Source organism: Halosimplex rarum, from assembly GCF_047715405.1.
GTDB classification, from domain to species: Archaea; Halobacteriota; Halobacteria; order Halobacteriales; family Haloarculaceae; genus Halosimplex; species Halosimplex rarum.
Genome location: NZ_CP180414.1, coordinates 50,825 through 68,312, shown reverse-complemented (window position 1 = coordinate 68,312; position 17,488 = coordinate 50,825). Strand labels below are relative to the sequence as shown.

Annotated in this window: 23 protein-coding genes; 11 read left to right on the top strand and 12 right to left on the bottom strand. The window is 68.7% G+C overall.

Annotated elements, in window-relative coordinates; all coding sequences use genetic code 11:
* The first annotated feature begins 9 nt into the window (after positions 1-9).
* A complete protein-coding gene (locus ACMGFH_RS22875) occupies positions 10-231 on the top strand; it encodes a dodecin family protein (protein WP_415383496.1) in 222 nt (73 codons plus the stop codon).
* A 77-nt stretch (positions 232-308) separates the two neighbouring features.
* Positions 309-1,997: an NADH-quinone oxidoreductase subunit D gene (locus tag ACMGFH_RS22870; RefSeq protein WP_415383495.1), complete on the top strand. Its 1,689-nt coding sequence runs from the start codon at positions 309-311 to the stop codon at positions 1,995-1,997.
* 231 nt (positions 1,998-2,228) lie between these two features.
* On the opposite strand, the gene ACMGFH_RS22865 is transcribed toward ACMGFH_RS22870, so the two are convergent.
* Complete coding sequence (locus ACMGFH_RS22865; RefSeq protein WP_415383494.1) at positions 2,229-2,468, bottom strand: PRC-barrel domain containing protein; 240 nt, start codon at positions 2,466-2,468, stop codon at positions 2,229-2,231.
* 23 nt (positions 2,469-2,491) lie between these two features.
* Here ACMGFH_RS22865 and ACMGFH_RS22860 point away from each other — a divergent pair, with 23 nt between their 5' ends.
* Positions 2,492-3,430 carry a hypothetical protein gene (locus ACMGFH_RS22860; RefSeq protein WP_415383492.1) on the top strand — a complete coding sequence of 313 codons (939 nt, stop codon included), beginning with the start codon at positions 2,492-2,494 and terminating at the stop codon, positions 3,428-3,430.
* Positions 3,431-3,711: 281 nt separating this feature from the next.
* On the opposite strand, the gene ACMGFH_RS22855 is transcribed toward ACMGFH_RS22860, so the two are convergent.
* Positions 3,712-4,050: a hypothetical protein gene (locus ACMGFH_RS22855; protein ID WP_415383491.1), complete on the bottom strand. Its 339-nt coding sequence runs from the start codon at positions 4,048-4,050 to the stop codon at positions 3,712-3,714.
* Positions 4,051-4,205: 155 nt separating this feature from the next.
* On the opposite strand from ACMGFH_RS22855, the gene ACMGFH_RS22850 reads away from it, so the two are divergent.
* On the top strand, positions 4,206-4,499 hold the full coding sequence (locus tag ACMGFH_RS22850; protein WP_415383490.1) for a hypothetical protein: 294 nt from the start codon (positions 4,206-4,208) through the stop codon (positions 4,497-4,499).
* A 91-nt stretch (positions 4,500-4,590) separates the two neighbouring features.
* On the opposite strand, the gene ACMGFH_RS22845 is transcribed toward ACMGFH_RS22850, so the two are convergent.
* Together ACMGFH_RS22845 and ACMGFH_RS22840 are read right to left on the bottom strand one after the other, a co-directional pair.
* Positions 4,591-5,334 (bottom strand): hypothetical protein, encoded by a 744-nt coding sequence (locus ACMGFH_RS22845; protein WP_415383489.1) that lies wholly within the window; start codon positions 5,332-5,334, stop codon positions 4,591-4,593.
* A gap of 92 nt (positions 5,335-5,426) precedes the next feature.
* Positions 5,427-6,227, bottom strand: coding sequence for a mechanosensitive ion channel family protein (locus ACMGFH_RS22840; RefSeq protein WP_415383488.1), 801 nt, complete (start codon positions 6,225-6,227; stop codon positions 5,427-5,429).
* Between the two features lie 166 nt (positions 6,228-6,393).
* On the opposite strand from ACMGFH_RS22840, the gene ACMGFH_RS22835 reads away from it, so the two are divergent.
* Positions 6,394-7,728, top strand: a complete 1,335-nt coding sequence (locus ACMGFH_RS22835) for a hypothetical protein (protein WP_415383486.1) — start codon at positions 6,394-6,396, stop codon at positions 7,726-7,728.
* Positions 7,729-7,806: 78 nt separating this feature from the next.
* Here ACMGFH_RS22835 and ACMGFH_RS22830 read toward each other — a convergent pair whose 3' ends face one another.
* The 3 genes from ACMGFH_RS22830 to ACMGFH_RS22820 all read right to left on the bottom strand — a co-directional run bounded on the left by ACMGFH_RS22830 (position 7,807) and on the right by ACMGFH_RS22820 (position 9,585).
* A complete protein-coding gene (locus ACMGFH_RS22830; protein ID WP_415383485.1) occupies positions 7,807-8,406 on the bottom strand; it encodes a hypothetical protein in 600 nt (199 codons plus the stop codon).
* The gene (locus ACMGFH_RS22825; RefSeq protein ID WP_415383484.1) at positions 8,406-9,224 is read right to left on the bottom strand and encodes a DUF2391 family protein; all 819 of its coding nucleotides are present in this window, start codon (positions 9,222-9,224) and stop codon (positions 8,406-8,408) included. Before ACMGFH_RS22825 ends, ACMGFH_RS22830 begins: the two co-directional genes overlap by 1 nt.
* An 88-nt stretch (positions 9,225-9,312) precedes the next feature.
* The gene (locus ACMGFH_RS22820) at positions 9,313-9,585 is read right to left on the bottom strand and encodes a hypothetical protein (protein WP_415383483.1); all 273 of its coding nucleotides are present in this window, start codon (positions 9,583-9,585) and stop codon (positions 9,313-9,315) included.
* A gap of 76 nt (positions 9,586-9,661) precedes the next feature.
* On the opposite strand from ACMGFH_RS22820, the gene ACMGFH_RS22815 reads away from it, so the two are divergent.
* From ACMGFH_RS22815 to ACMGFH_RS22805, 3 genes are all read left to right on the top strand, one after another.
* Entirely contained in the window at positions 9,662-10,414 is a 753-nt protein-coding gene (locus tag ACMGFH_RS22815; protein WP_415383481.1) for a GNAT family N-acetyltransferase, read from the top strand.
* Between the two features lie 196 nt (positions 10,415-10,610).
* Positions 10,611-11,312: an SWIM zinc finger family protein gene (locus tag ACMGFH_RS22810; protein ID WP_415383480.1), complete on the top strand. Its 702-nt coding sequence runs from the start codon at positions 10,611-10,613 to the stop codon at positions 11,310-11,312.
* Positions 11,313-11,526: 214 nt separating this feature from the next.
* A complete protein-coding gene (locus tag ACMGFH_RS22805; protein ID WP_415383479.1) occupies positions 11,527-12,171 on the top strand; it encodes a helix-turn-helix domain-containing protein in 645 nt (214 codons plus the stop codon).
* 39 nt (positions 12,172-12,210) lie between these two features.
* Here ACMGFH_RS22805 and ACMGFH_RS22800 read toward each other — a convergent pair whose 3' ends face one another.
* Positions 12,211-12,633, bottom strand: coding sequence for a hypothetical protein (locus tag ACMGFH_RS22800; protein ID WP_415383478.1), 423 nt, complete (start codon positions 12,631-12,633; stop codon positions 12,211-12,213).
* 421 nt (positions 12,634-13,054) lie between these two features.
* Between ACMGFH_RS22800 and ACMGFH_RS22795 the strand changes: the two genes are divergently transcribed.
* The 3 genes from ACMGFH_RS22795 to ACMGFH_RS22785 all read left to right on the top strand — a co-directional run bounded on the left by ACMGFH_RS22795 (position 13,055) and on the right by ACMGFH_RS22785 (position 15,389).
* On the top strand, positions 13,055-13,414 hold the full coding sequence (locus ACMGFH_RS22795; RefSeq protein ID WP_415383476.1) for a HalOD1 output domain-containing protein: 360 nt from the start codon (positions 13,055-13,057) through the stop codon (positions 13,412-13,414).
* A 349-nt stretch (positions 13,415-13,763) separates the two neighbouring features.
* Entirely contained in the window at positions 13,764-14,795 is a 1,032-nt protein-coding gene (locus ACMGFH_RS22790; protein WP_415383474.1) for a hypothetical protein, read from the top strand.
* A 243-nt stretch (positions 14,796-15,038) separates the two neighbouring features.
* A complete protein-coding gene (locus ACMGFH_RS22785; RefSeq protein ID WP_415383473.1) occupies positions 15,039-15,389 on the top strand; it encodes a hypothetical protein in 351 nt (116 codons plus the stop codon).
* A gap of 162 nt (positions 15,390-15,551) precedes the next feature.
* On the opposite strand, the gene ACMGFH_RS22780 is transcribed toward ACMGFH_RS22785, so the two are convergent.
* From ACMGFH_RS22780 to ACMGFH_RS22765, 4 genes are all read right to left on the bottom strand, one after another.
* Positions 15,552-15,890 (bottom strand): hypothetical protein, encoded by a 339-nt coding sequence (locus ACMGFH_RS22780; RefSeq protein ID WP_415383472.1) that lies wholly within the window; start codon positions 15,888-15,890, stop codon positions 15,552-15,554.
* Between the two features lie 128 nt (positions 15,891-16,018).
* Positions 16,019-16,306 (bottom strand): HalOD1 output domain-containing protein, encoded by a 288-nt coding sequence (locus ACMGFH_RS22775; RefSeq protein ID WP_415383470.1) that lies wholly within the window; start codon positions 16,304-16,306, stop codon positions 16,019-16,021.
* Positions 16,307-16,411: 105 nt separating this feature from the next.
* Positions 16,412-17,107: a DNA starvation/stationary phase protection protein Dps gene (dps, locus tag ACMGFH_RS22770; protein WP_415383591.1), complete on the bottom strand. Its 696-nt coding sequence runs from the start codon at positions 17,105-17,107 to the stop codon at positions 16,412-16,414.
* A 136-nt stretch (positions 17,108-17,243) separates the two neighbouring features.
* A complete protein-coding gene (locus ACMGFH_RS22765) occupies positions 17,244-17,483 on the bottom strand; it encodes a hypothetical protein (RefSeq protein WP_415383590.1) in 240 nt (79 codons plus the stop codon).
* Positions 17,484-17,488 lie beyond the last annotated feature (5 nt).

Below are 17,488 nucleotides of genomic sequence, written 5' to 3'. Positions count from 1 at the left end.
GGGCTACCGATGACTGCAGTCAAAATCGTCAAAGTGCTGGGTACGTCCGAGGAGTCGTGGAACGACGCCGCCGACGAGGCCGTCGCGCAGGCGAGCGAGACGATCGACGACATCCGCGGCGTCGAGGTCGAGGACTGGACCGCGAACGTCGAGGACGGCCGGGTGACCGAGTACCGAGCGACGGTCGAAGTGGCGTTCCCGGTCCACGCGGACCAGCGCGGCTCGCAGTGACCGCGAACCGAGTACCGCCCGTCTCTCCCGACGAGACAGATGAACGCGACAGTCACCGCTGACGGAGCGAGTCCCCCATGAACACGGACACGGAACTGAGCGAGGCAGAGGCGACCGAGGCGACGGCGCAACCGAGCGAGATCGAGGCGATCATCGGCGACCGCCTCATCGGACGGGACGACCACGTCAACGCCCCGGGGTTCGTCGTCTCGCCGGGCGACGTCCGGTCGGTCCTGTTCGACCTGCGCGACGAGGCCGGCTTCGACCACCTCAGTTGCCTCACCGCCCAGGAGTATCACGACCGCTACGAGTCGATCTACCACCTCACGAGCTACGACGAGCGGACGCGGGAGGTCGACGTCGTCGTCCCGATGCCGAAGGACGACCCCATCAACGAGTCGGCGGCGCCCGTCTACAGCACCGCCGGCTGGCACGAGCGCGAAGCCTACGACCTCGTGGGCATCGAGTACGAGGGTCACCCCGACCTCCGCCGGATCCTCCTCCCCGAGACCTGGCAGGGTCACCCGCTCTCGCTGGACTACGACCAGACCGAGCCGCAGATCGTCCCGTTCAAAGCGAACCAGCCGCTGCAGTCGGCGACGAGTTCGCCCGAGGGGACCGACGAACCCGGGGAGACCGACCCCGGGACGATGTTCATCAACATCGGCCCGCACCACCCGGCGACCCACGGCGTGCTCCACCTCAAGACGGTGCTCGACGGCGAGCAGGTCGACGAGGTCGACCCGGACATCGGCTACCTGCACCGCTGCGAGGAGCAGATGTGCCAGCAGGGCACCTACCGCCACAAGATCATTCCCTACTCCGACCGGTGGGACTACACGGCGAACATGCCCAACGAGTGGGCGGTCGCCCGCGCCATCGAGGGGCTGGCGGACATCGAGGTGCCCGACTACGCGCAGGTCCTGCGGACGATGGCGACGGAACTGGGCCGGATGTACGGCCACTTCCTCGCCGTCGCGACGTTCTCGCTGGACGTCAACGGCGACTTCACCGCCGCCTTCCAGTACGGGTTCCGCGACCGCGAGTACGTCCAGAACATCCTCGAGGACCTGACCGGCCAGCGGATGATGTTCTACTACTTCCGGGTCGGCGGCGTGGCGTGGGACGTCCCCACGCCGCGCGAGGAGTGGTTCGACAAGGTCCGCGGGTTCCTCGACGACCTGCCCGAGCGGGTCGGCGAGTACCACGACCTGCTCACGAACAACGAGCTGTTCCAGATGCGCTGCGTCGACACCGGCGTCCTCCTCCCCGAGGTCGCCAAGTCCTACGGCGCGACCGGCCCGGTCGCCCGCGGGTCGGGCATCGACTACGACCTGCGCCGGGACGACCCCTACGGCTACTACCACGAACTCGACTGGGACGTGGCCGTCCAGGACGGCTGTGACAACTACGCGCGCGTCCTCGTCCGCCTGCAGGAAGTCGAGGAGTCGGCCCGCATCGTCTCGCAGTGTCTCGACCTCCTGGAGGACTGGCCCGAGGACGAGCGCGACATCCAGGCGAACGTGCCCCGCACGCTCCGCCCGGACCCCGACACCGAGATCTACCGCGCCGTCGAGTCGGCGAAGGGCGAGATGGGCGTCTACATCCGCAGCGACGGCACCGATTCGCCCGCCCGGTTCAAGATCCGCAGCCCCTGCTTCCACAACCTCTCGACGCTGCCGGAGATGGCCGAGGGCGAACTCGTGCCCGACCTGGTCGCGGCGGTCGGCAGCCTGGACATCGTCCTCGGCAGCGTCGACCGCTGACCTAGCCTCCCGATACCCCCGACAGGCCGAGCTTAACAACGGTATCACTGTTAGGCAAACGCGTGGCCGCCGTTCGCGTCCGGCCGTTCCGGTCGCCGGCGCCGGCGAGACGGGGCGTCGCTCGAACTGCCCGTCAGCGGCGCGAAAAAACGTGATTACCGGGGGTGGGAGAAATGGGAACGTCGAAACAGTGGCGCTGAGCGGCTCTCGCCGGCCGGAGCGGACCCCCCGTTAGGAGAGCCGGATCTCGTCGTCGGTGATGACGCCGATCTCGTCGGCGGGAAGCGGGTAGTCGTCCTTGTCGGCGCTACTCCAGCCCATCTTCGACGACACCTTGTCGGTGATCCCGGGGTCCGGGTCGACGTAGGCGGTCCCGCCGCGGACCTCGGAGACGACGCCGATCTTCTCGCCGTGTTCGTCGACGATGGGTTTCCCCTGGTCGTCGTCGGAGACGGTCGTTCGGTCGGCCATCGTCACCGACCCCCCGAACTGTAGTGGTCGCTCTCCTGCTCGTGCTCGCCACCGCTCCGGTGCTCCTGGTAGAGGCTCTGCTGGTGCTGCTGGCCCCCCTGTTGCTGATGCTGTTGGCCACCGTGCTGCTGGTGGCGCTGCTGCCCGTGCTGTCCCTGCTGGCCCTGCTGTTGCTGGCTTCGGTGTTGCTGACCCTGCTGTGCCTGATTTCCGTGTTGCCCGGCCTGCCGGCCGTGACCGAACTGGCCCTGCTGGTTCTGGCCGCGCTGATACAGCTGGCCTTCCTGCTGGCCCCGCTGCTGGCGCTGGTGTTGCTGTCCGCCGTGCTGTGTGCCCTGCTGTTGGTGGCGCTGCTGCCCGTGCTGTGTGCCCTGCTGCTGGTGGCGCTGCTGCCCGTGCTGTGTGCCCTGCTGCTGGTGGCCTTGCTGGTGTTGCTGTCCGCCGTGCTGCTGACTCTGCTGGTGCTGCTGTCGGCGCTGTTGCTGGTGACCCGGCTGCTGACCCTGTTGTCCGACCTGGTGCTGGCGGCTCCGCTCGCCGAACTCGCCGGATCCGCGCTCCCGCTGGTTCCCGTAGTCCTGCTGTGTGCCGTACGGTCCCTGATCGTAGGACTGCTGTCCGTACTGCCGGCCCTGCTGCTGGTGGCCCTGCTGGCCCTGCTGGTGCTGCTGGTGTCGCCCCTGTCCGCCCGACCGGTGCTGTCCGAACTGGCTCTGCCGGCCCTGGTGCTGCTGCCCGTGCTGCATGCCCTGCTGATGGCGGCCCTGCTGGTCACCGAACTGATGCTGTTGACTCTGCTGGTGGTGTCCCTGCTGCCCGTGCTGGTCCTGCTGTCCCTGCTGTCCCTGCTGGACGTGCTGGCCCTGCTGGCCCTGTTGCTGGTGACCCTGCTGGACGTGCTGGCCCTGCTGGTCGTGTCGCTGGTTGCGGTTCGACTGTCGCTGCTGGTCGCTGTGGTTTGAACTGTGTCGGTCCATAGTAGTGATCGGTGGGTGATCGCACCGCTCGTCGCTCGGCGGTGGTCGGTCTGCCCAGTTTCGACAAGGCCGTACCGGGGCATAGTTACACGTCGCTTAGCGATCGCCGGGGATAGCGCCGGATTCCCGGACCGATCTAACGAGAGGATACTCGCCGCCGTCGTGCGTTCAGTGGCTCGATCGACGCCGGAATCGCTCGTTACCGGGTTCTCGAACGTCGAAGAATGTCGCTGGCGGTCCGAACGGGCTCGTCGAAGCCGCGCCCCTCACGCGGCCGAGTCCTCGGCGAGCTGCACGGTCCCGGAGTCGGGGTCGAAGTCGATCACGCCGTAGTCGTCGAGCATCGGCAGCTGTCCGTGGTAGAACCAGGTCTGGACGCGTCGCTCGACGTCGGTCGAGACCTCGTCCGGCGGGCTGTCGGTGAGCTGAGAGACGACGTAGGTCGCGACCTCGGAGACGGAGGCCGGCTCGCCGGTGTCCCGGAGGTACTTCAGCAGGTAGCGGCAGTGCGGGTCGTCGAGCACGTCCGCGAGCCGTTCGCCGTGGTCGCTCGAGTCCGCTGCACGCTCCTCTTTGACCGCTGGATTGTCAACCCCGTGAGTCATGATTGGCACGTTTCGGCGCTACCCACATCAGGACGGTGCCTAAAGGAATAGACTGGGCCCTGAGGACGACGATCTACGAACGGCCGATACAGGCTCTCTAGGGGCCGGTATCGACCGTCCTGACACCTTTCCCGCTGGGTCCCGTACGTGGCGGCATGGACCGGAGGCTAGCCGAGGCGCGAGACGCGATCGATTCCGCCCGCGAGATCACCGACGATCCGACCGCGGAGGAACAGCTCGCCTCGATCCGCGAGGCGCTGGAGACGCTCGACGAGGACCCGGTCGACGAGGCCGCGATGGGCGACCGACTCGAGGAGATGGAACGACAGTTCACGACGCTGGGGGACGACCTCGCGGAGCTGCCGACGTCGCACCTGGAGACCGCCCGCGACCACCTCGACGCCTACCGCCGGGAGCGCGCACCGGAGTGGGAGGCCGACCGCGACTGAAGGCCCGGAGCGGTCGGCGCGCCAGGAACACGCTCGGCGCGCCGTCTGGACGTGGTGCCACGCACGAGAGCACTGCGGCACCGCGCGACGGTCACGCGACGAGGAGCACCGCGGTGTAGACGGCGACGCCGGCGGTGAACGACCAGAACTTGCCCTCTCGGTCGGCGGGCACCTCCTCGCGGACGACGCTCAGCATGATCCCGCCGGCGAGGAAGGCGAAGAGGAGGCCGAGCGTCGCCCGGTCGAGTTCGGTGACCGAGCCCACGCCGGCGCCGACGAGGACGGCCACCGCGAGCGCCCAGCGGCCGGTCCGGTGGTAGGCCTCCTCGTGTCGGTCTTCCAGCGACACGTCGTTCAACAGGAAGTGCAGCCCGAGCGCGAGCGCGAACAGCAGCAGGTTACTGACGCCGGGCGCCTCCTGATGGAAGAGCAGGTAGCCGACGATCGCGTTGTAGGCCGCGTAGGACCCGACGTGAACGCGGAAGATCCCGGGACTCGGCCTGTCGTCCAGCGACTGCTCGGCGGACTGGTGGGCCAGCTGTTCGAGCCCGTAGTAGGTGATGAAGCCGAGCATCGTCACGAGATACACCTCCTTCTCGGTCGGGAGGGCGATCAGCGCGTGTTCGTTCATCGGCTTCCGGAAGTCGTCGATCTCCGGGAGCACGTGGACGAACACGTATGCGACCGAGACGCCGCCCGCGAACGAGAGGAACCGGCCCCGCGAGAGCCGGGCCAGGAACAGTTCGCTGCGGGCGAGGAGGTGGGTCGACGCGAGCGCGACTGCGAGAACCGCCGGGAGGACGCGTTCCGCGAGAACTGCCGACGACGGGTCCATCGGGTGGAATCACCCGCCGGCCGCCACTCGTCCGCTCGCGAGCGGGGTCACGGTGGCCCCGCTCGTCGTGGAGACCCCGTCACGGTCGGGAGTCAGTCGTCGTCTGCACCGTCCTCGGTCGAGCGGTCGGACCCGCCGTCGGTGACGCGGTCCGACCCGCCGTCGGTAGCGGTCGCACCGCTGGGCTCGGGCGTCGCCGACCTGGCCGATCCCATCCAGCGTTCGATGTTCTCGGCGACGTAGGAGTGGCCGCCCCAGCCGAGCGCGATGCCGGCGCCGATGGCGACGGCGGCCGCGAGCCCCCACGCGAAGGCCTCGGCGAACGTGTAGAGGATGCTGACGTCGATTCCCATCGTGTCCAGGCCGATGACGATGGCGGTGAAGTACAGGAACATGCGTGTTCCCGTGGCGAACCACGACGTGTAGGCCGTCTCCGTGGCTGCCCGCGTCTTCATGATCGCGTCGCCGATGAAGTCGGCGACGACGAAGCCGACGACGATCACCAGCAGGCCGGCGATGAACGCCGGCAGGTACGAGACGGCCGTCCCGACCCACTCCGAGAGCAACTCGATCGCGAGGACGTTCGCGGCCGCCAGGACCGCCAAGGCGATGACGAACCACTTGGCCAGCTTGCCGAACGTGGCCGAGACGGCTCCTTCGGACCCGCCCATGACTCGCCCGAGCGGGGTGTCCATCGTCATCCGATCGAGTTCGATCGCGTCCGTCAGCCGCTGGACGGCCTTCCCGAGCGCGATGCCGACCAGCCAGCCGACGAGCAGGATGATGAGCGCACCGACCAGCCGCGGCAGGAACGCGACGATGTCGCCGATCGTCTGTTGGATGGTGTCCGATACATCTGTCTGCAGGATCGTCGATGTGTACTGTGTCTTCATGGCTGACAGCAGTTCGCATACGGGTCCTCGCGCGGAAAGCCGAGAGGTTGCGCACGCAACCCTCGCAGGTAAAACGGGGACAACTCTCGGGTATGCCGACGATACCGGACCGAGCGCGACTGAACTGACTGTGTTCTTTTGAGTCGTCACCCCGAACGTCCGTGTGATGTCGGGAGAACGAGACACACGGCGAGAGAGCCAGATCACGACAGACACGGATACGATCAGGAACTGGGGGGAGACACACGAGGCCGTCCCCGTCCGATACGAGGAGGGAGGTGAGACGCGGATGGCGTTCGTCCGCGAGTCGGACCTCGAAGAGCACCACGAGCAGCTCGACTGGACCGATTTCGAGACCGGCATGGACGAACACGAGATGGTCGCCGTCCGTCACGACGACACGGACGAAATGGAGATAGTCGACCGGAACGAGGTGGTCGGGCACGCGGCGATCACGGACGAAGACGTCGAGGAACGCCTGCTCGAGGGGGAGACGGTCAGGTCGGAGTTCACCGAGCGCTCGGTCGTCGAGCGTACTATCGTCGAGGAAGTGACCGTCGAGAGCGAGGTCACCGATCGCGAGATGATCGAGTCCGACACCGTCGACGCAGAGTTGATCTCCCGGGAGGTCGAGGACTGCGAGGTCACGAACGTAGACATGACCGACACCGGCATCGAGGCGCTGAACACCTTCGGCACCGGGACCCGATCGGAAGTCGAGTGCGACGTGGATGTCACGATCGACGAGGCCTGGACGGTCACGAAGGAGAACGTCGAGCGAGTCACGATAGAGAGCCGGATCGTGGAGACGGACGTCGAAGAGACCGACACGCTGGAGAGCGACACCATCCGGGAGACGGTGGATCTGGAGGGCGTCGAGCGGACGGTACTCCAGGGCGAACTCGTCGACTCGAAGCACGCGGCCGACCGGGCGATCGAACACGGACACGTCGAGAGCCGGTTCCGCGACGACGACACCATCGAGACGCACCTGATCCGCAGCCAGGTGGTCGAGGAGGACCTGTCCATCCGCCGGATGGTCTCCGGCGAGGTGCGCGACGCCGAGACCCTCTCCTCGGAGACCATCTCGCACACGGCCGTAGAGAGCGACATCGTCGAACCCGCGGAGTACGACAGGGACCTCGCCGCCGAGCGCGAGGCGGGGATGGAGGATACGGAGTCTCTCGACGAGGACGAACGGACCACGGCGGCCGAGACGGTCGAGGCCGACGAGACGATGACGACCGGCGAGGCCGCGATGCCGTCGGAGGACGACGAGGGGAAGACGGTGGTCAACGCCAGCGGAGACGAGATCGGGATGGTCACGGCCGTCGACGACGGGCAGATGTACGTCGACCCGCACCCATCGATCACCGACCGGATCCGGACCGCGCTCGGCTGGAGCGGCCACGACGACGAGGACACCTACCCCGTCGAAAACGACCACATCGCCCGCATCGAGGAAGACGAGGTCGTCCTCGGTGTCGACCGGAAGGGATAGACCCCGTAGGGGCGGGGCGGCTCCCGACCGGGTCGCGGGTGACGGTCCGGCGGGTCGGAACCCCGGTGGACCGGGGACTCAGGCGGGGATCCAGGAAACGACGTCGGCCGTCGGCGTCGTCCCGTTGGGACACCGGACGGTCGCGTTCCGGTGGGCGTTCGCGGGGACGTTCTCGAAAGTGACCTGTCGGGACGGACGGGGACAGTCGACGGCGACGGTCGCCGAGACGAGGCCCGCGTCGCCCTCGTTCCGGAGCGTGACGCCGTAGTAGGTGGCGTTCTCGGTCGCTCCCTGCACGCTCGTGACGTTCGCGCTCGGATCGACCGCCGCGGAGGCGGCCAGCGCCTGCCAGAGCGCGAACGCGAAGAGCCCGACGGTGACGGCCAGCGCGACGACCATCACCGCCCGCTCGGCCGCCGAGACCGCGGCCTCGTCCGGCGGCTCCCCGCTCGTCCCGTCGACGTCGTCCGCGTCGGCGGCGTTCGAGTAGCCGCCGCGCCCGGAGCGGTCGCTCTCTCCCTCGGTGGGTTCGCCGGTCCCGTCGGACTGGCCGGGCTCGTCGACGGTGTCGGGATGTTCGGCGCTGTCGGTCGTCCCGTCGCTCACGTCCCTGGAGCGGCCGGCGTCGTCGGTGTCGCCGCCGCCGGAATCGCCGTCGTCGCCGGTTCGGTCGCCCATCAGAGGACCACCTCGCCGGCGCTGGCCCCGGCGGCGGCGGGGAACCCGAGGACGACCGTGAGCTGGACGGACTCGATGGGGGCGCGGCCGTTGAACTGCCCGAACCCGAGGAGCAACACGGCGGCGACGGCGAGCGCGACGACGTACGCGGTCGCGGCGGTGCCGAGCTGGAGGACGTGCGTGCGGCCCTCGATGCGGTCGCGGTGGCCGCGGAACTCCAGTTCGTGCAGGACGAGGTGGACGACGCCGACCGAGAGAACCACGATAGCCGCCAGTCGGGGCCAGCCGGCGTTGCGCGCGATGACGACGACCTCCTCGGTCGCCGCGACCGGGAAGGTGAGAAAGACCGCGCCGAGCACGAACACGGCGAGGTTTCGCGGGAACGCCTCTTCCTCGATGGGCGCGTCGGTCTCGCCGAGCAGCCGGTTGGCCAGCGCCGCGCCGAAGCCGAAGGGGACGACGAGGACGAGGCCGAGGCGAACGACCGACGAGAGGGGGTCGCCGAGGGTGACGACGCCGAAGACCAGCAGGACGACGAACGCGGCGACGAAGCTCTGCGCGACGAGTTCGGCGAAGTCCGCGAGGACCCGGTGGAGGGGCTCGTCGCCGCCGTTGCCGTCTCTGAACCCGACCTTCCGGGTGAGGACGAAGACCGTCCCGAGCCCGACGGCCGCGAAGCCGACGAGGTGGAGGACGGGGAGCTGCCAGCTGAGCCACCAGATCTCCGCGGTCAGCGTCATCGCTACCCCGACGACGAGGAGCGCGCCGGTGACGCCGCGCCCCTGGGTCCGGAGCGCGTCCAGGACTTCGCTCGACATGTCTCCGCTCCTACGGGCGCCCGCGGTGTGTCTCGCCCACCCGTCGGCCGGTCGGCGGGAAATCGACCGCGGTTCGACGGCGCATCGCTCAGCTCTCCCAGACGAGTTCGAGCGACAGCTGCGCGCCGCAGCCGCCCTCCCGCGGGGTCTCGTCGTCGCTCTCGGCGTTCATCTCGTCGCCGTCGACGTAGCCCGGGCAGTAGCCTTCCTCGATGATGTGCTGGATGGTGACGGTCGCGCCGCACTGCGGGCAGTCGACCGCGAGCCCGTCCTCCTGTTCGTGGATGGCGTCGGGCTCGAGCATCATCCGCGCGCCCGCCGGTGCGTCGTCGCTGTCGGCACTGGAGTCGGAGTCGGTCATGCGTCCGTGTTTCGGGCCCTCGCCGGAAAAAAGAACGGTGCCCGGACTTTACAGGGGCGGCGGTCGAAGGACGGGTATGGAAGTCAGGGACGCCCGGACCAGCGACGCCGACGGGATCGCAACCGCCGCGCGCGAGTCGCTCCGCGCCTCGTACGGCCACGTGCTCGACGACGAGACGATCGACGAGGTGGTCGGCGAGTGGTACGACGAGGAGCGCGTCGCCGAGTTGCTCGACGAGGAGACGACGTACTGGCAGGTCGCCGAAGACGACGACGAGGTGGTCGGGTTCGTCCAGGGCGCCCTGCTGGACGCCGACCCGCCGGTCGGGGAGATCCACTGGCTGCACGTCGCGCCCGACGCGCGCGAGGAGGGGCTCGCGCGGCAGCTGCTCGGCGCCGCCCAGGAGACCTTCGAGAAGCGCGGCGCGGGGGTCCTCCAGGGGGACGTGCTCTCGGCGAACGAGGAGGGGTGGTCGTTCTACGAGACCGATGGCTTCGAGCGGGTCGACGAGCGCGAGGTGACCGTCGCCGACGAGACTCACGAGGAGTACGTCTACCAGCGAGCGATCGGCGACGTGGCCGACGAATCGGTCGTCGAGGCCGTCGAGACCTCGGAGGGCGAGCTATTTGTAAACTTCAGCGAGGGCGAGCGCGGGTCGAAGGCGCCGTTCTACGCCGCCTATCGGACCGAGGACCTGGAGGAGAAGTACGGCTGGTACTGCAGCAACTGCGAGTCGGTCGCCACGGCGATGGACTCGATGGGCCACATCGAGTGCAACGACTGCGGGAACCGGCGCAAGGCGACTCGCTGGGACGCCTCGTACCTCTAGATGAGCGGGCGTCGGCACACCGGGCGATCGGACCGATTCGGGACGGTACGATCGACGTACCCGCGAAGGGTTTAGGGAGGTAGATAGCATACCCCATCGCCACGGAACTGCCCGATGCGGGCGCCTCCCGCCGCCGCTCACGCGTAGACCCGCGGATCGCGGCGGGGTGGCCGATCGGCGTCGGGCGTCCCACACTATGACGCGAACGAGAAACACACGAGCGTCACTCTCGGACCAGCCGCTGGTGCCGGCGGAGCGAGTCGACGGCGGGGCCCTCGACGAGGCGTCCCGTCGGGCCTGGACGGAGGCGATGACGGTCCGGCCGTTCGGCGACGGCTACCTCGTCGACTGCGAGGACGGAACCCAGTACGTCTCGCTGGCGCCGAGCGACTGCTCCTGTCCCGAGTCGGCCGACGACGCGCGCTGTGAACACGTCAGGCGAGTCGCCATCGAGATCAACCTCGGCCGGGTGCCGCCGCCGGCGGAGCGGACGGTCCCCTGTCGGGGATGCGACCGTCAAGTGGCCGTCTCCGCCGCGGATTCGCCGCCGGCGCTGTGCGCGGAGTGCCACCTGGAGCCCGGCGACGTGGTCGTCGACGCGGAGGCCGACGAGGAAACGCCGCTGCTGGTCGTCTCCGAGCCCGGGCGACCGGCGGACGTGGTCGCGCTCCCGGACGACGACCGCACCGTCGCGAGCTACCCCGGAAACGACGGCTATCCGCCCGACGAGCCGGTCGTCGAGGCGGTGTACCCGCAGGCGGTCTCGACCCGCCGGGACCCGCGACGCTACCTGTTCCCGCTCGCGCGGCTCCGACGACCCGAGCGCGACCGCGCGACGCCGCCCGAGCGCGGCGACGAACCGCGCGGTGACGGCGCGTACGGCTGCGACGACGGGTGAATCGGACGAATCGCGAGCGCGCGCTGGGCCCGCCGCGGGACGCGGCCGGGGTGGGAGCGATGGGAGAGACGGGAGCGTCTCCTTGCGACGGCAAGGGGCCGATTTACGCGAACGGCCCGTCGGGTAATCGGGGCCTTTCGGTACGCTAACCCGGCATTTGCAACGGTGGGGTCCGTATACTATTGGCCGGCGAACGCGAAGGCCCGGTGTTCAGATGAGTACCATCGTCAAAGCCGGGTTGCCGGCCGAGCAGTTCGCGCTCGCGGACACGTTCGAGGAACTCCCCGAGGCGGAGTTCGACGCCGTCAGGCTCGTCACGCACGGCACCGACCGCGTCGTCCCGCTGCTGTGGGTCACCGACGCCGACTCGCCGGAGGTCGCGGAGGCCCTGGAGGCCGACGAGACGACCGACGACGTGTCGCTCGTCTCGCGACGCAACCACGACTCGCTGTTTCGAATGCGCTGGACCGCGCGGATCAGGTTCGTCACGCACGTGCTCGTCGAGGAGGAGGGCGCGATCGTCAGCGCCCGCGGGACGGACGACGGCTGGACGTTCAGAGTGTTCTTCCCCGAGCACGACGCCGTCTCGCGCACGTACGACGCCTGCGCGGAGCACGACATCGACCTCGACGTGACGCGGATCTACAACCTCGACGACGCCCCCTCGCTCGGCGGCTTTCACCTGACCGACGAGCAGTTCACGACGGTCAAGGCGGCGCTCGACCGCGGCTACTACAAGGTGCCGCGGGAGGCGACGCTGGAGGAACTGGCGAACGAACTCGACGTGTCCCACCAGGCGCTCTCCGAGCGGCTGCGACGGGGCCACCGCACGCTCATCGAGAACGTCATCGGCCCCTGAGGGGGTCGCCCGACGAACCGGTCAGTCCCGGCCCGGCGCTCACTCGGTCGTCGTGGACGCGCTCGACTCGCCGGCGGCAGTGCCCGTCGGCTCCGACGAGCCGTACTCGGTCGACTCGGTCCCGGAGGCGCGCTGGTCGTCGAACTCCGACCAGGTTGACTGCTCGGTCTCGCCGCCTCGCTTGCGGAGGGCGTAGACGGCGCCGGCCGCGACGGCGAGACCCAGGACCACGAGTCCCATCGACGGACCGCCGGAGCCGCCGTCGTCGTCCGTCTGGTCCTCGGCGTAGGACACCGTCGCGCCGCCGCCGTCCTCGTCGGCCGCTCTGACGTCTGCTTCCTCCCGGAGGGCCTCCTTGACGGCTTCCTTGACCGGTTCGCGGATCAGCTCGCGCGCCAGGTAGCGGGCGCCGTCGGTTATCGCGTCGCGTTTCGTGCCGGTGGCTGTCTGCTGACGTTGCATGCGTCCCCTCTCCGACTGGCTGGCCCGATACGATTCGGCTTGCGAATACAGGGAGCCGCCGAGACGGGGACGCCACGGTCGCCGCTCTCCAGACCGGGCCGCACGCCGGCTGTCGGGCTGGCTGCGGACGCCTCGTCGACGATCGGGAGCCCGCCCGATCGCAAGGAGCAACCGGGTGTGAGGAACTGACGCGTTCGGAGACCGTGTGAATGATCGATCGGTTTTCGCGGCTGTCGGGTAGCGCTCGGAGCCGGACGGATCGCCGCGAATAAGCCGAGATTACCGGGCGTTCCGCGCAGTTGCGGACGGCCCGAGGCGCCTGCGAACCCGCTCGCGTCGGCGGATTGGGTCCGTGTACTAACAGTTGACCGAGCAGAAAGGCTTTTAGTAATCGATGGATAATGAGAGCTTGTCACAAACAATGTATCGCAACCAAACGTACGTCAAACCGGTCGCCCAGGAGGGCCAGCGTGCCGGGGATGCGCAGACGTACTACGTCAAACACGACTTCGAGGGGTCGGCGGAGCTGACGACGACGCTTGCACACGCAATCTCGGACGTGACCGGTGTCGACGTGACGGACACGGGCTTCACCCTCAACGACCACGTGGACCCGGAGGCCATGGACCGCCTGTTCAAGCCGAAAGACGACGGCAGCCCGCGGATCAACGGTCACCTGTCGTTCACCATCTGGGGTCATCAGGTGACGGTGTACAGCGACGGACAGATCGCGATCGTGCCGCCGCGTCAGCCGGCCCAGCCCCAGCAGCCCCAGCGGTAACGGCCGCTCCGCTCTCCGCTCTCTGGTTTTTCTCGCTCGCGACCGGGGCGTCGGTCAGGAGTTCCTTACCGACGGCGCGCGCCGCTCGGTTGTGACTGTCCCGAAACGACGACTGATTACTCGGTGCGGCCGCGATCGAAAATCGCCGTTTCTGGCGGTAGTACCCCTCGAACGTGCGCATTCGGCCTGAACAGTACGGCCGATTTATGGGAATCCCGCGGTTCGATTGCGTTGCAGCCGACGGCGTTGCGGGGCCGGCCAGTCGCCGCCAGCGACTGCCAGTGGACAGGCGAGACGCCGTCCGCGACACGCACCGCCCGCTCACCGCCGCAGTTCCGCCGTACTACCAATGAGTCAGACAAATCAGATCTTCAGCAAAGCGATCGAACTCCAGCAGAACACACTCGAGAACAGCCAGCGCGCCATGGAACGGGCCATGGAGATCCCGATCGAGGGGACCGTCGACTTCCAGCGAAACGCCGCCCAGCTCATGCTCGACGGGCTCGAGATGAGCAACTGGATGAGCAACCAGAGCGTCGAACTCACCCGGAACGCGATCGACGCGTATCTCGAGACGGTCGAGGACACGGCGCGCGAGACGACCCAGATGGCCGAGCAGGGGATGCAGCAGGCGAGTGACATCGGGCAGCAGGGGCTCGCCTCGACGCAGCAGTTCGCGACGAGCGCCACTGGAAACGGGAGCCAGGCGAACGGGGCCGCGACACCACCGTTTGGGACGGCCAACCAGCCCGGACAGCCGCCGCAGGGCCAGCCCAACGGCGACGCCCAGTACCGGCCGCCGGCGCAGCCTCAGCAACAGCCGACCGGGCCCCAGCAACAGCCCCTTGGTCCGCAGCAGCAGCAGCAGTCACCGCCGATACCACAGCAACAGGCGACGACGCAGCAGCAGCCACCGGTGCCACAGCGACAGCCCCCTGGTCCGCAGCAACAGCCGACTGCGCCTCGGCAACAGCCGACTGCGCCTCGGCAACAGCCGACTGCGCCTCGGCAACAGCCTCCTGCCCCGCAGCAGGCGCCGGGGACCGGGCAGTACCAGCAGTCGCCCGCCACGACCCACCAGCAGCCGTCCGCGATCGGACAACCGCCGTCCGGCGCACAGGCGACCGACCAGGGCACGCAGCGGCCCACCGACCAGCGGCCGCAGGCGCCGCCCGCCGGGTCGCTCCCGCAGTTCCAGTCGGGCGTCACCACCCGCCCGCCGGCGCAATTCCAGACGCAGCCCCCGCAGCCGCCCCGAACGTCGCTGGACGATCAGTTCGAGCCCACCAGCGGGACGACGCCCGACGGCCAGCAGCCCAACCAGGGGCGCGTCGCGGAGAGCGAGTCGACTACCGAGGAGATGCCTGTCGAAAACTTCTGAGTCGCCGGGGGTTACGACCGCACGGGGCCGTTTCCTCGACGTCCGCCGACCATCGGCCGCGCCCCGCGAGGAGTCGATCCGTGGACGCGACCGAGCCGAGCGCGCCCGCGGGAGCGAATTTCGACGGGGTGACCGTAGCTTCGGGCGAATTCGCCGGTAACCCGACGGTACCCGCGGGGTCCGGGTGTGATAGTTCGCCGATACTTATTGGAGCACGCGCCGAACCGCCGGTGGTGTTTCACGATGCACGTAATCTGTAAGGACGGTACCGCGATCCAGTGTAACGACTTCGAGGCGGTCGACTCCGGCGTGCTCCTCTACCAGGAGCAGGGCCGGCGCGAGACGCGCTCCGAGGACGAGGAGGAAGCCGAGGAGGAGGAGCGTCGGGCGACCGGGTTCGTCCCCATCACCGAACTGAAGTTCGTCCTGCCGGACGAACTTGTCGGCGGGCAGCAGACGGCCGCGACAGAGCGCGCCCGGGGGACGCCGCCGGGCGCGCCGACCGGGCCCGGCGGGCAGGTCGCCCAGCAACAGCAGATGCAGCAACAGCCGGGCGGCCCCCGACAGCGCCCCTACGACATGGGCGGCCAGTGAGCGGCGCCGAGCGGTAGACCCGTCGGTTTCCGGTCGTCGCACTCCGTGCCGTCTGTTCTGCGGCCCCGCGGGCCGACCGGTCGGGCGCGCCCGGCGGCGGTGACGCTGTCGATGTCCGATCCGCGCCGCTGCGGCGGGCGACCAGTCGGCCCGATAGGATCCTCAGTCCTCCGTCCAGTACATCAGGTTCTCTTTCTCGGTGCCGCAGTTGGGACACTCGTCGGGGAGCCCGTCCTCGATCTCGCCCATCTCGCCGCACTCGGTGCAGCGCCACATGAGCTCGGCCTCGCCGAACGAGTGGCCCGAGCGGGCGTGCTCCACGCTGAGCGACTCGACGCCGTCCCGGGTCGTGACGAACACGCCGCTCTCCTCCATCCCGCGGACTGACCCGACGGGGATGCCGTTCTCGTCGTAGAGCGTCTGGCCGAACGACAGCGACGTGGCCTCGTCGGTGGCTTCCTGGTCCGATTCCTCGTCGGGAGTTTCGCCTCGTCCGCTCATACCTCCGATTGGGGTCCCTCGTGCAAAACTCTGGTCCCGGCGAACCGGGCCGTCAGGCAACGAGTCCGTCCGGAGCGCGACCTCGCTGTCGCGTCGGTCGTCCAGTCGACCCCGGGAGGGCGTCGCGGTCAGTCGACCCGGACGAACCGGGCGCTGCCGTCCTGGTCGACGGTGATCCGGTAGCTCTCGTAGGTGAACTCGACCTGGATCTGGGCCTCCGGGGAGGGCGGGTTCGAGAACAGGTGGTCGATCACGTGGTCGACGTGCTCGTACATCGTCGCGAGGTCCGTCGACTCACAGTTCTCCATGTCCGCCACCGCTTCCGCGACGGCCGTCGCGGGGTCGTCCTGGTCGGTGTCGAACTGCCGGTGGACGATCGAGGCCTCTTCGGACTGCTCCGTCTGGTTGTCCGCCATGCCAGCGGGTCACCCGTCCCGCTGAAGTTCTTTCCGACCGTTCGACAGTTCCCCCGCAGTAACTGCCTGCTTACGCGGGCGACGACCTCGACGCCGCGACGCCGCTTACTGCTGGGGGGTCTGCGAGTTCGGCGACTGCTGGAAGCCCGTGGTGGTCATCGACAGCCCGGAGGACTGCCCGCCGTGCTGGCTCCCCGCAGCGGGCGCGCCCTGCAGGTGCGCCTCCAGGAACCACAGCGACTTGGCGACCGCCCGGGAGATCTCGTTGAGGAGGTCGGCGGTGTCGAGGTCGTTCTGCTGGGTGACCGTCTGTAGCTGCTCGTAGAGGTTCGCGTCGAGGATCGCCAGTCGGTCCGCCAGCTCGGCGACGAGCGCCACGCCTTCCGTGGTCTGTGAGGGGAGCGCCGGGATCGTCGTGTTCTGCGCGACCTCGCGGGCGGTGCCTGGGGGGCGGCCCCCGAGGGCGCTGGCCCGCTCGGCGACCTCGTCGATGAACGCGTCGAACTCCTCGGCCAGGTCCTCGAAGAGCTCGTGGAGCTGGTAGAACTCGTGGCCCTTGACGTTCCAGTGGGCGGACTTGAGCTGCATGGTGACCGCCGTGAGGTCGGCGAGGCACTGGTTGAGGACGCCGATGCTCGTCGTTCTGACCTCCTGTGAGAGATAGCTCCGCGTCGGGAACAGCTGACCGACCGGGGCGGTCGGTGTCCCGGACTGTCTCTGTCCGCCGGTCGCGGGCTGCTGACCGGTGTTCTGTCGTTCGCTAGACTGCTGGTCGGAGATAGATTCGTAGGTCTGGCTCATGTGTCGCTCCGACCGGCCGGTTAGCGGGGTGACGCCATCAAGTTTGACGGTGGGTTTGCAAGCGCGCTCGCCCGCGAGGAGGACCTCCTGGTCGTACTCGGCCGGCTGACGGGGATGCCCGGGGTTCCGTCGGCTCCTACAGGTCGACTCGCAGACGAATCGTCTCGTCGCCGACGTCGGCGACCGCTTCGCGTTCGAGCGGGAAGGCCGCCTTCCCGTGGTCTTCGACGCCGAGTTTCGCCGCGACCGTCTCGGCGATCCCGGGGTTGGGGTCGACAAAGGGCGTCTCGTTCTCGTAGTCGACGAGCTTCCCGACCCGCTCGCCGTCGTGGACGACGGGTTTGCCGACGTCGTCTTCCGTGATCCGGTCGCCCACGCGCG

What these genes read in the sequence shown, in the direction of transcription:
- ACMGFH_RS22820 (WP_415383483.1), bottom strand. Translation starts at nt 9,585, where the DNA reads ATGACCGACTCCGACTCCAGTGCCGACAGCGACGACGCACCGGCGGGC.
- ACMGFH_RS22815 (WP_415383481.1), top strand. Translation starts at nt 9,662, where the DNA reads ATGGAAGTCAGGGACGCCCGGACCAGCGACGCCGACGGGATCGCAACC.
- ACMGFH_RS22780 (WP_415383472.1), bottom strand. Translation starts at nt 15,890, where the DNA reads ATGAGCGGACGAGGCGAAACTCCCGACGAGGAATCGGACCAGGAAGCC.
- dps (WP_415383591.1), bottom strand. Translation starts at nt 17,107, where the DNA reads ATGAGCCAGACCTACGAATCTATCTCCGACCAGCAGTCTAGCGAACGA.
- ACMGFH_RS22810 (WP_415383480.1), top strand. Translation starts at nt 10,611, where the DNA reads ATGACGCGAACGAGAAACACACGAGCGTCACTCTCGGACCAGCCGCTG.
- ACMGFH_RS22840 (WP_415383488.1), bottom strand. Translation starts at nt 6,227, where the DNA reads ATGAAGACACAGTACACATCGACGATCCTGCAGACAGATGTATCGGAC.
- ACMGFH_RS22775 (WP_415383470.1), bottom strand. Translation starts at nt 16,306, where the DNA reads ATGGCGGACAACCAGACGGAGCAGTCCGAAGAGGCCTCGATCGTCCAC.
- ACMGFH_RS22855 (WP_415383491.1), bottom strand. Translation starts at nt 4,050, where the DNA reads ATGACTCACGGGGTTGACAATCCAGCGGTCAAAGAGGAGCGTGCAGCG.
- ACMGFH_RS22870 (WP_415383495.1), top strand. Translation starts at nt 309, where the DNA reads ATGAACACGGACACGGAACTGAGCGAGGCAGAGGCGACCGAGGCGACG.
- ACMGFH_RS22875 (WP_415383496.1), top strand. Translation starts at nt 10, where the DNA reads ATGACTGCAGTCAAAATCGTCAAAGTGCTGGGTACGTCCGAGGAGTCG.
- ACMGFH_RS22850 (WP_415383490.1), top strand. Translation starts at nt 4,206, where the DNA reads ATGGACCGGAGGCTAGCCGAGGCGCGAGACGCGATCGATTCCGCCCGC.
- ACMGFH_RS22785 (WP_415383473.1), top strand. Translation starts at nt 15,039, where the DNA reads ATGCACGTAATCTGTAAGGACGGTACCGCGATCCAGTGTAACGACTTC.
- ACMGFH_RS22800 (WP_415383478.1), bottom strand. Translation starts at nt 12,633, where the DNA reads ATGCAACGTCAGCAGACAGCCACCGGCACGAAACGCGACGCGATAACC.
- ACMGFH_RS22865 (WP_415383494.1), bottom strand. Translation starts at nt 2,468, where the DNA reads ATGGCCGACCGAACGACCGTCTCCGACGACGACCAGGGGAAACCCATC.
- ACMGFH_RS22845 (WP_415383489.1), bottom strand. Translation starts at nt 5,334, where the DNA reads ATGGACCCGTCGTCGGCAGTTCTCGCGGAACGCGTCCTCCCGGCGGTT.
- ACMGFH_RS22825 (WP_415383484.1), bottom strand. Translation starts at nt 9,224, where the DNA reads ATGTCGAGCGAAGTCCTGGACGCGCTCCGGACCCAGGGGCGCGGCGTC.
- ACMGFH_RS22795 (WP_415383476.1), top strand. Translation starts at nt 13,055, where the DNA reads ATGTATCGCAACCAAACGTACGTCAAACCGGTCGCCCAGGAGGGCCAG.
- ACMGFH_RS22805 (WP_415383479.1), top strand. Translation starts at nt 11,527, where the DNA reads ATGAGTACCATCGTCAAAGCCGGGTTGCCGGCCGAGCAGTTCGCGCTC.
- ACMGFH_RS22830 (WP_415383485.1), bottom strand. Translation starts at nt 8,406, where the DNA reads ATGGGCGACCGAACCGGCGACGACGGCGATTCCGGCGGCGGCGACACC.
- ACMGFH_RS22790 (WP_415383474.1), top strand. Translation starts at nt 13,764, where the DNA reads ATGAGTCAGACAAATCAGATCTTCAGCAAAGCGATCGAACTCCAGCAG.
- ACMGFH_RS22835 (WP_415383486.1), top strand. Translation starts at nt 6,394, where the DNA reads ATGTCGGGAGAACGAGACACACGGCGAGAGAGCCAGATCACGACAGAC.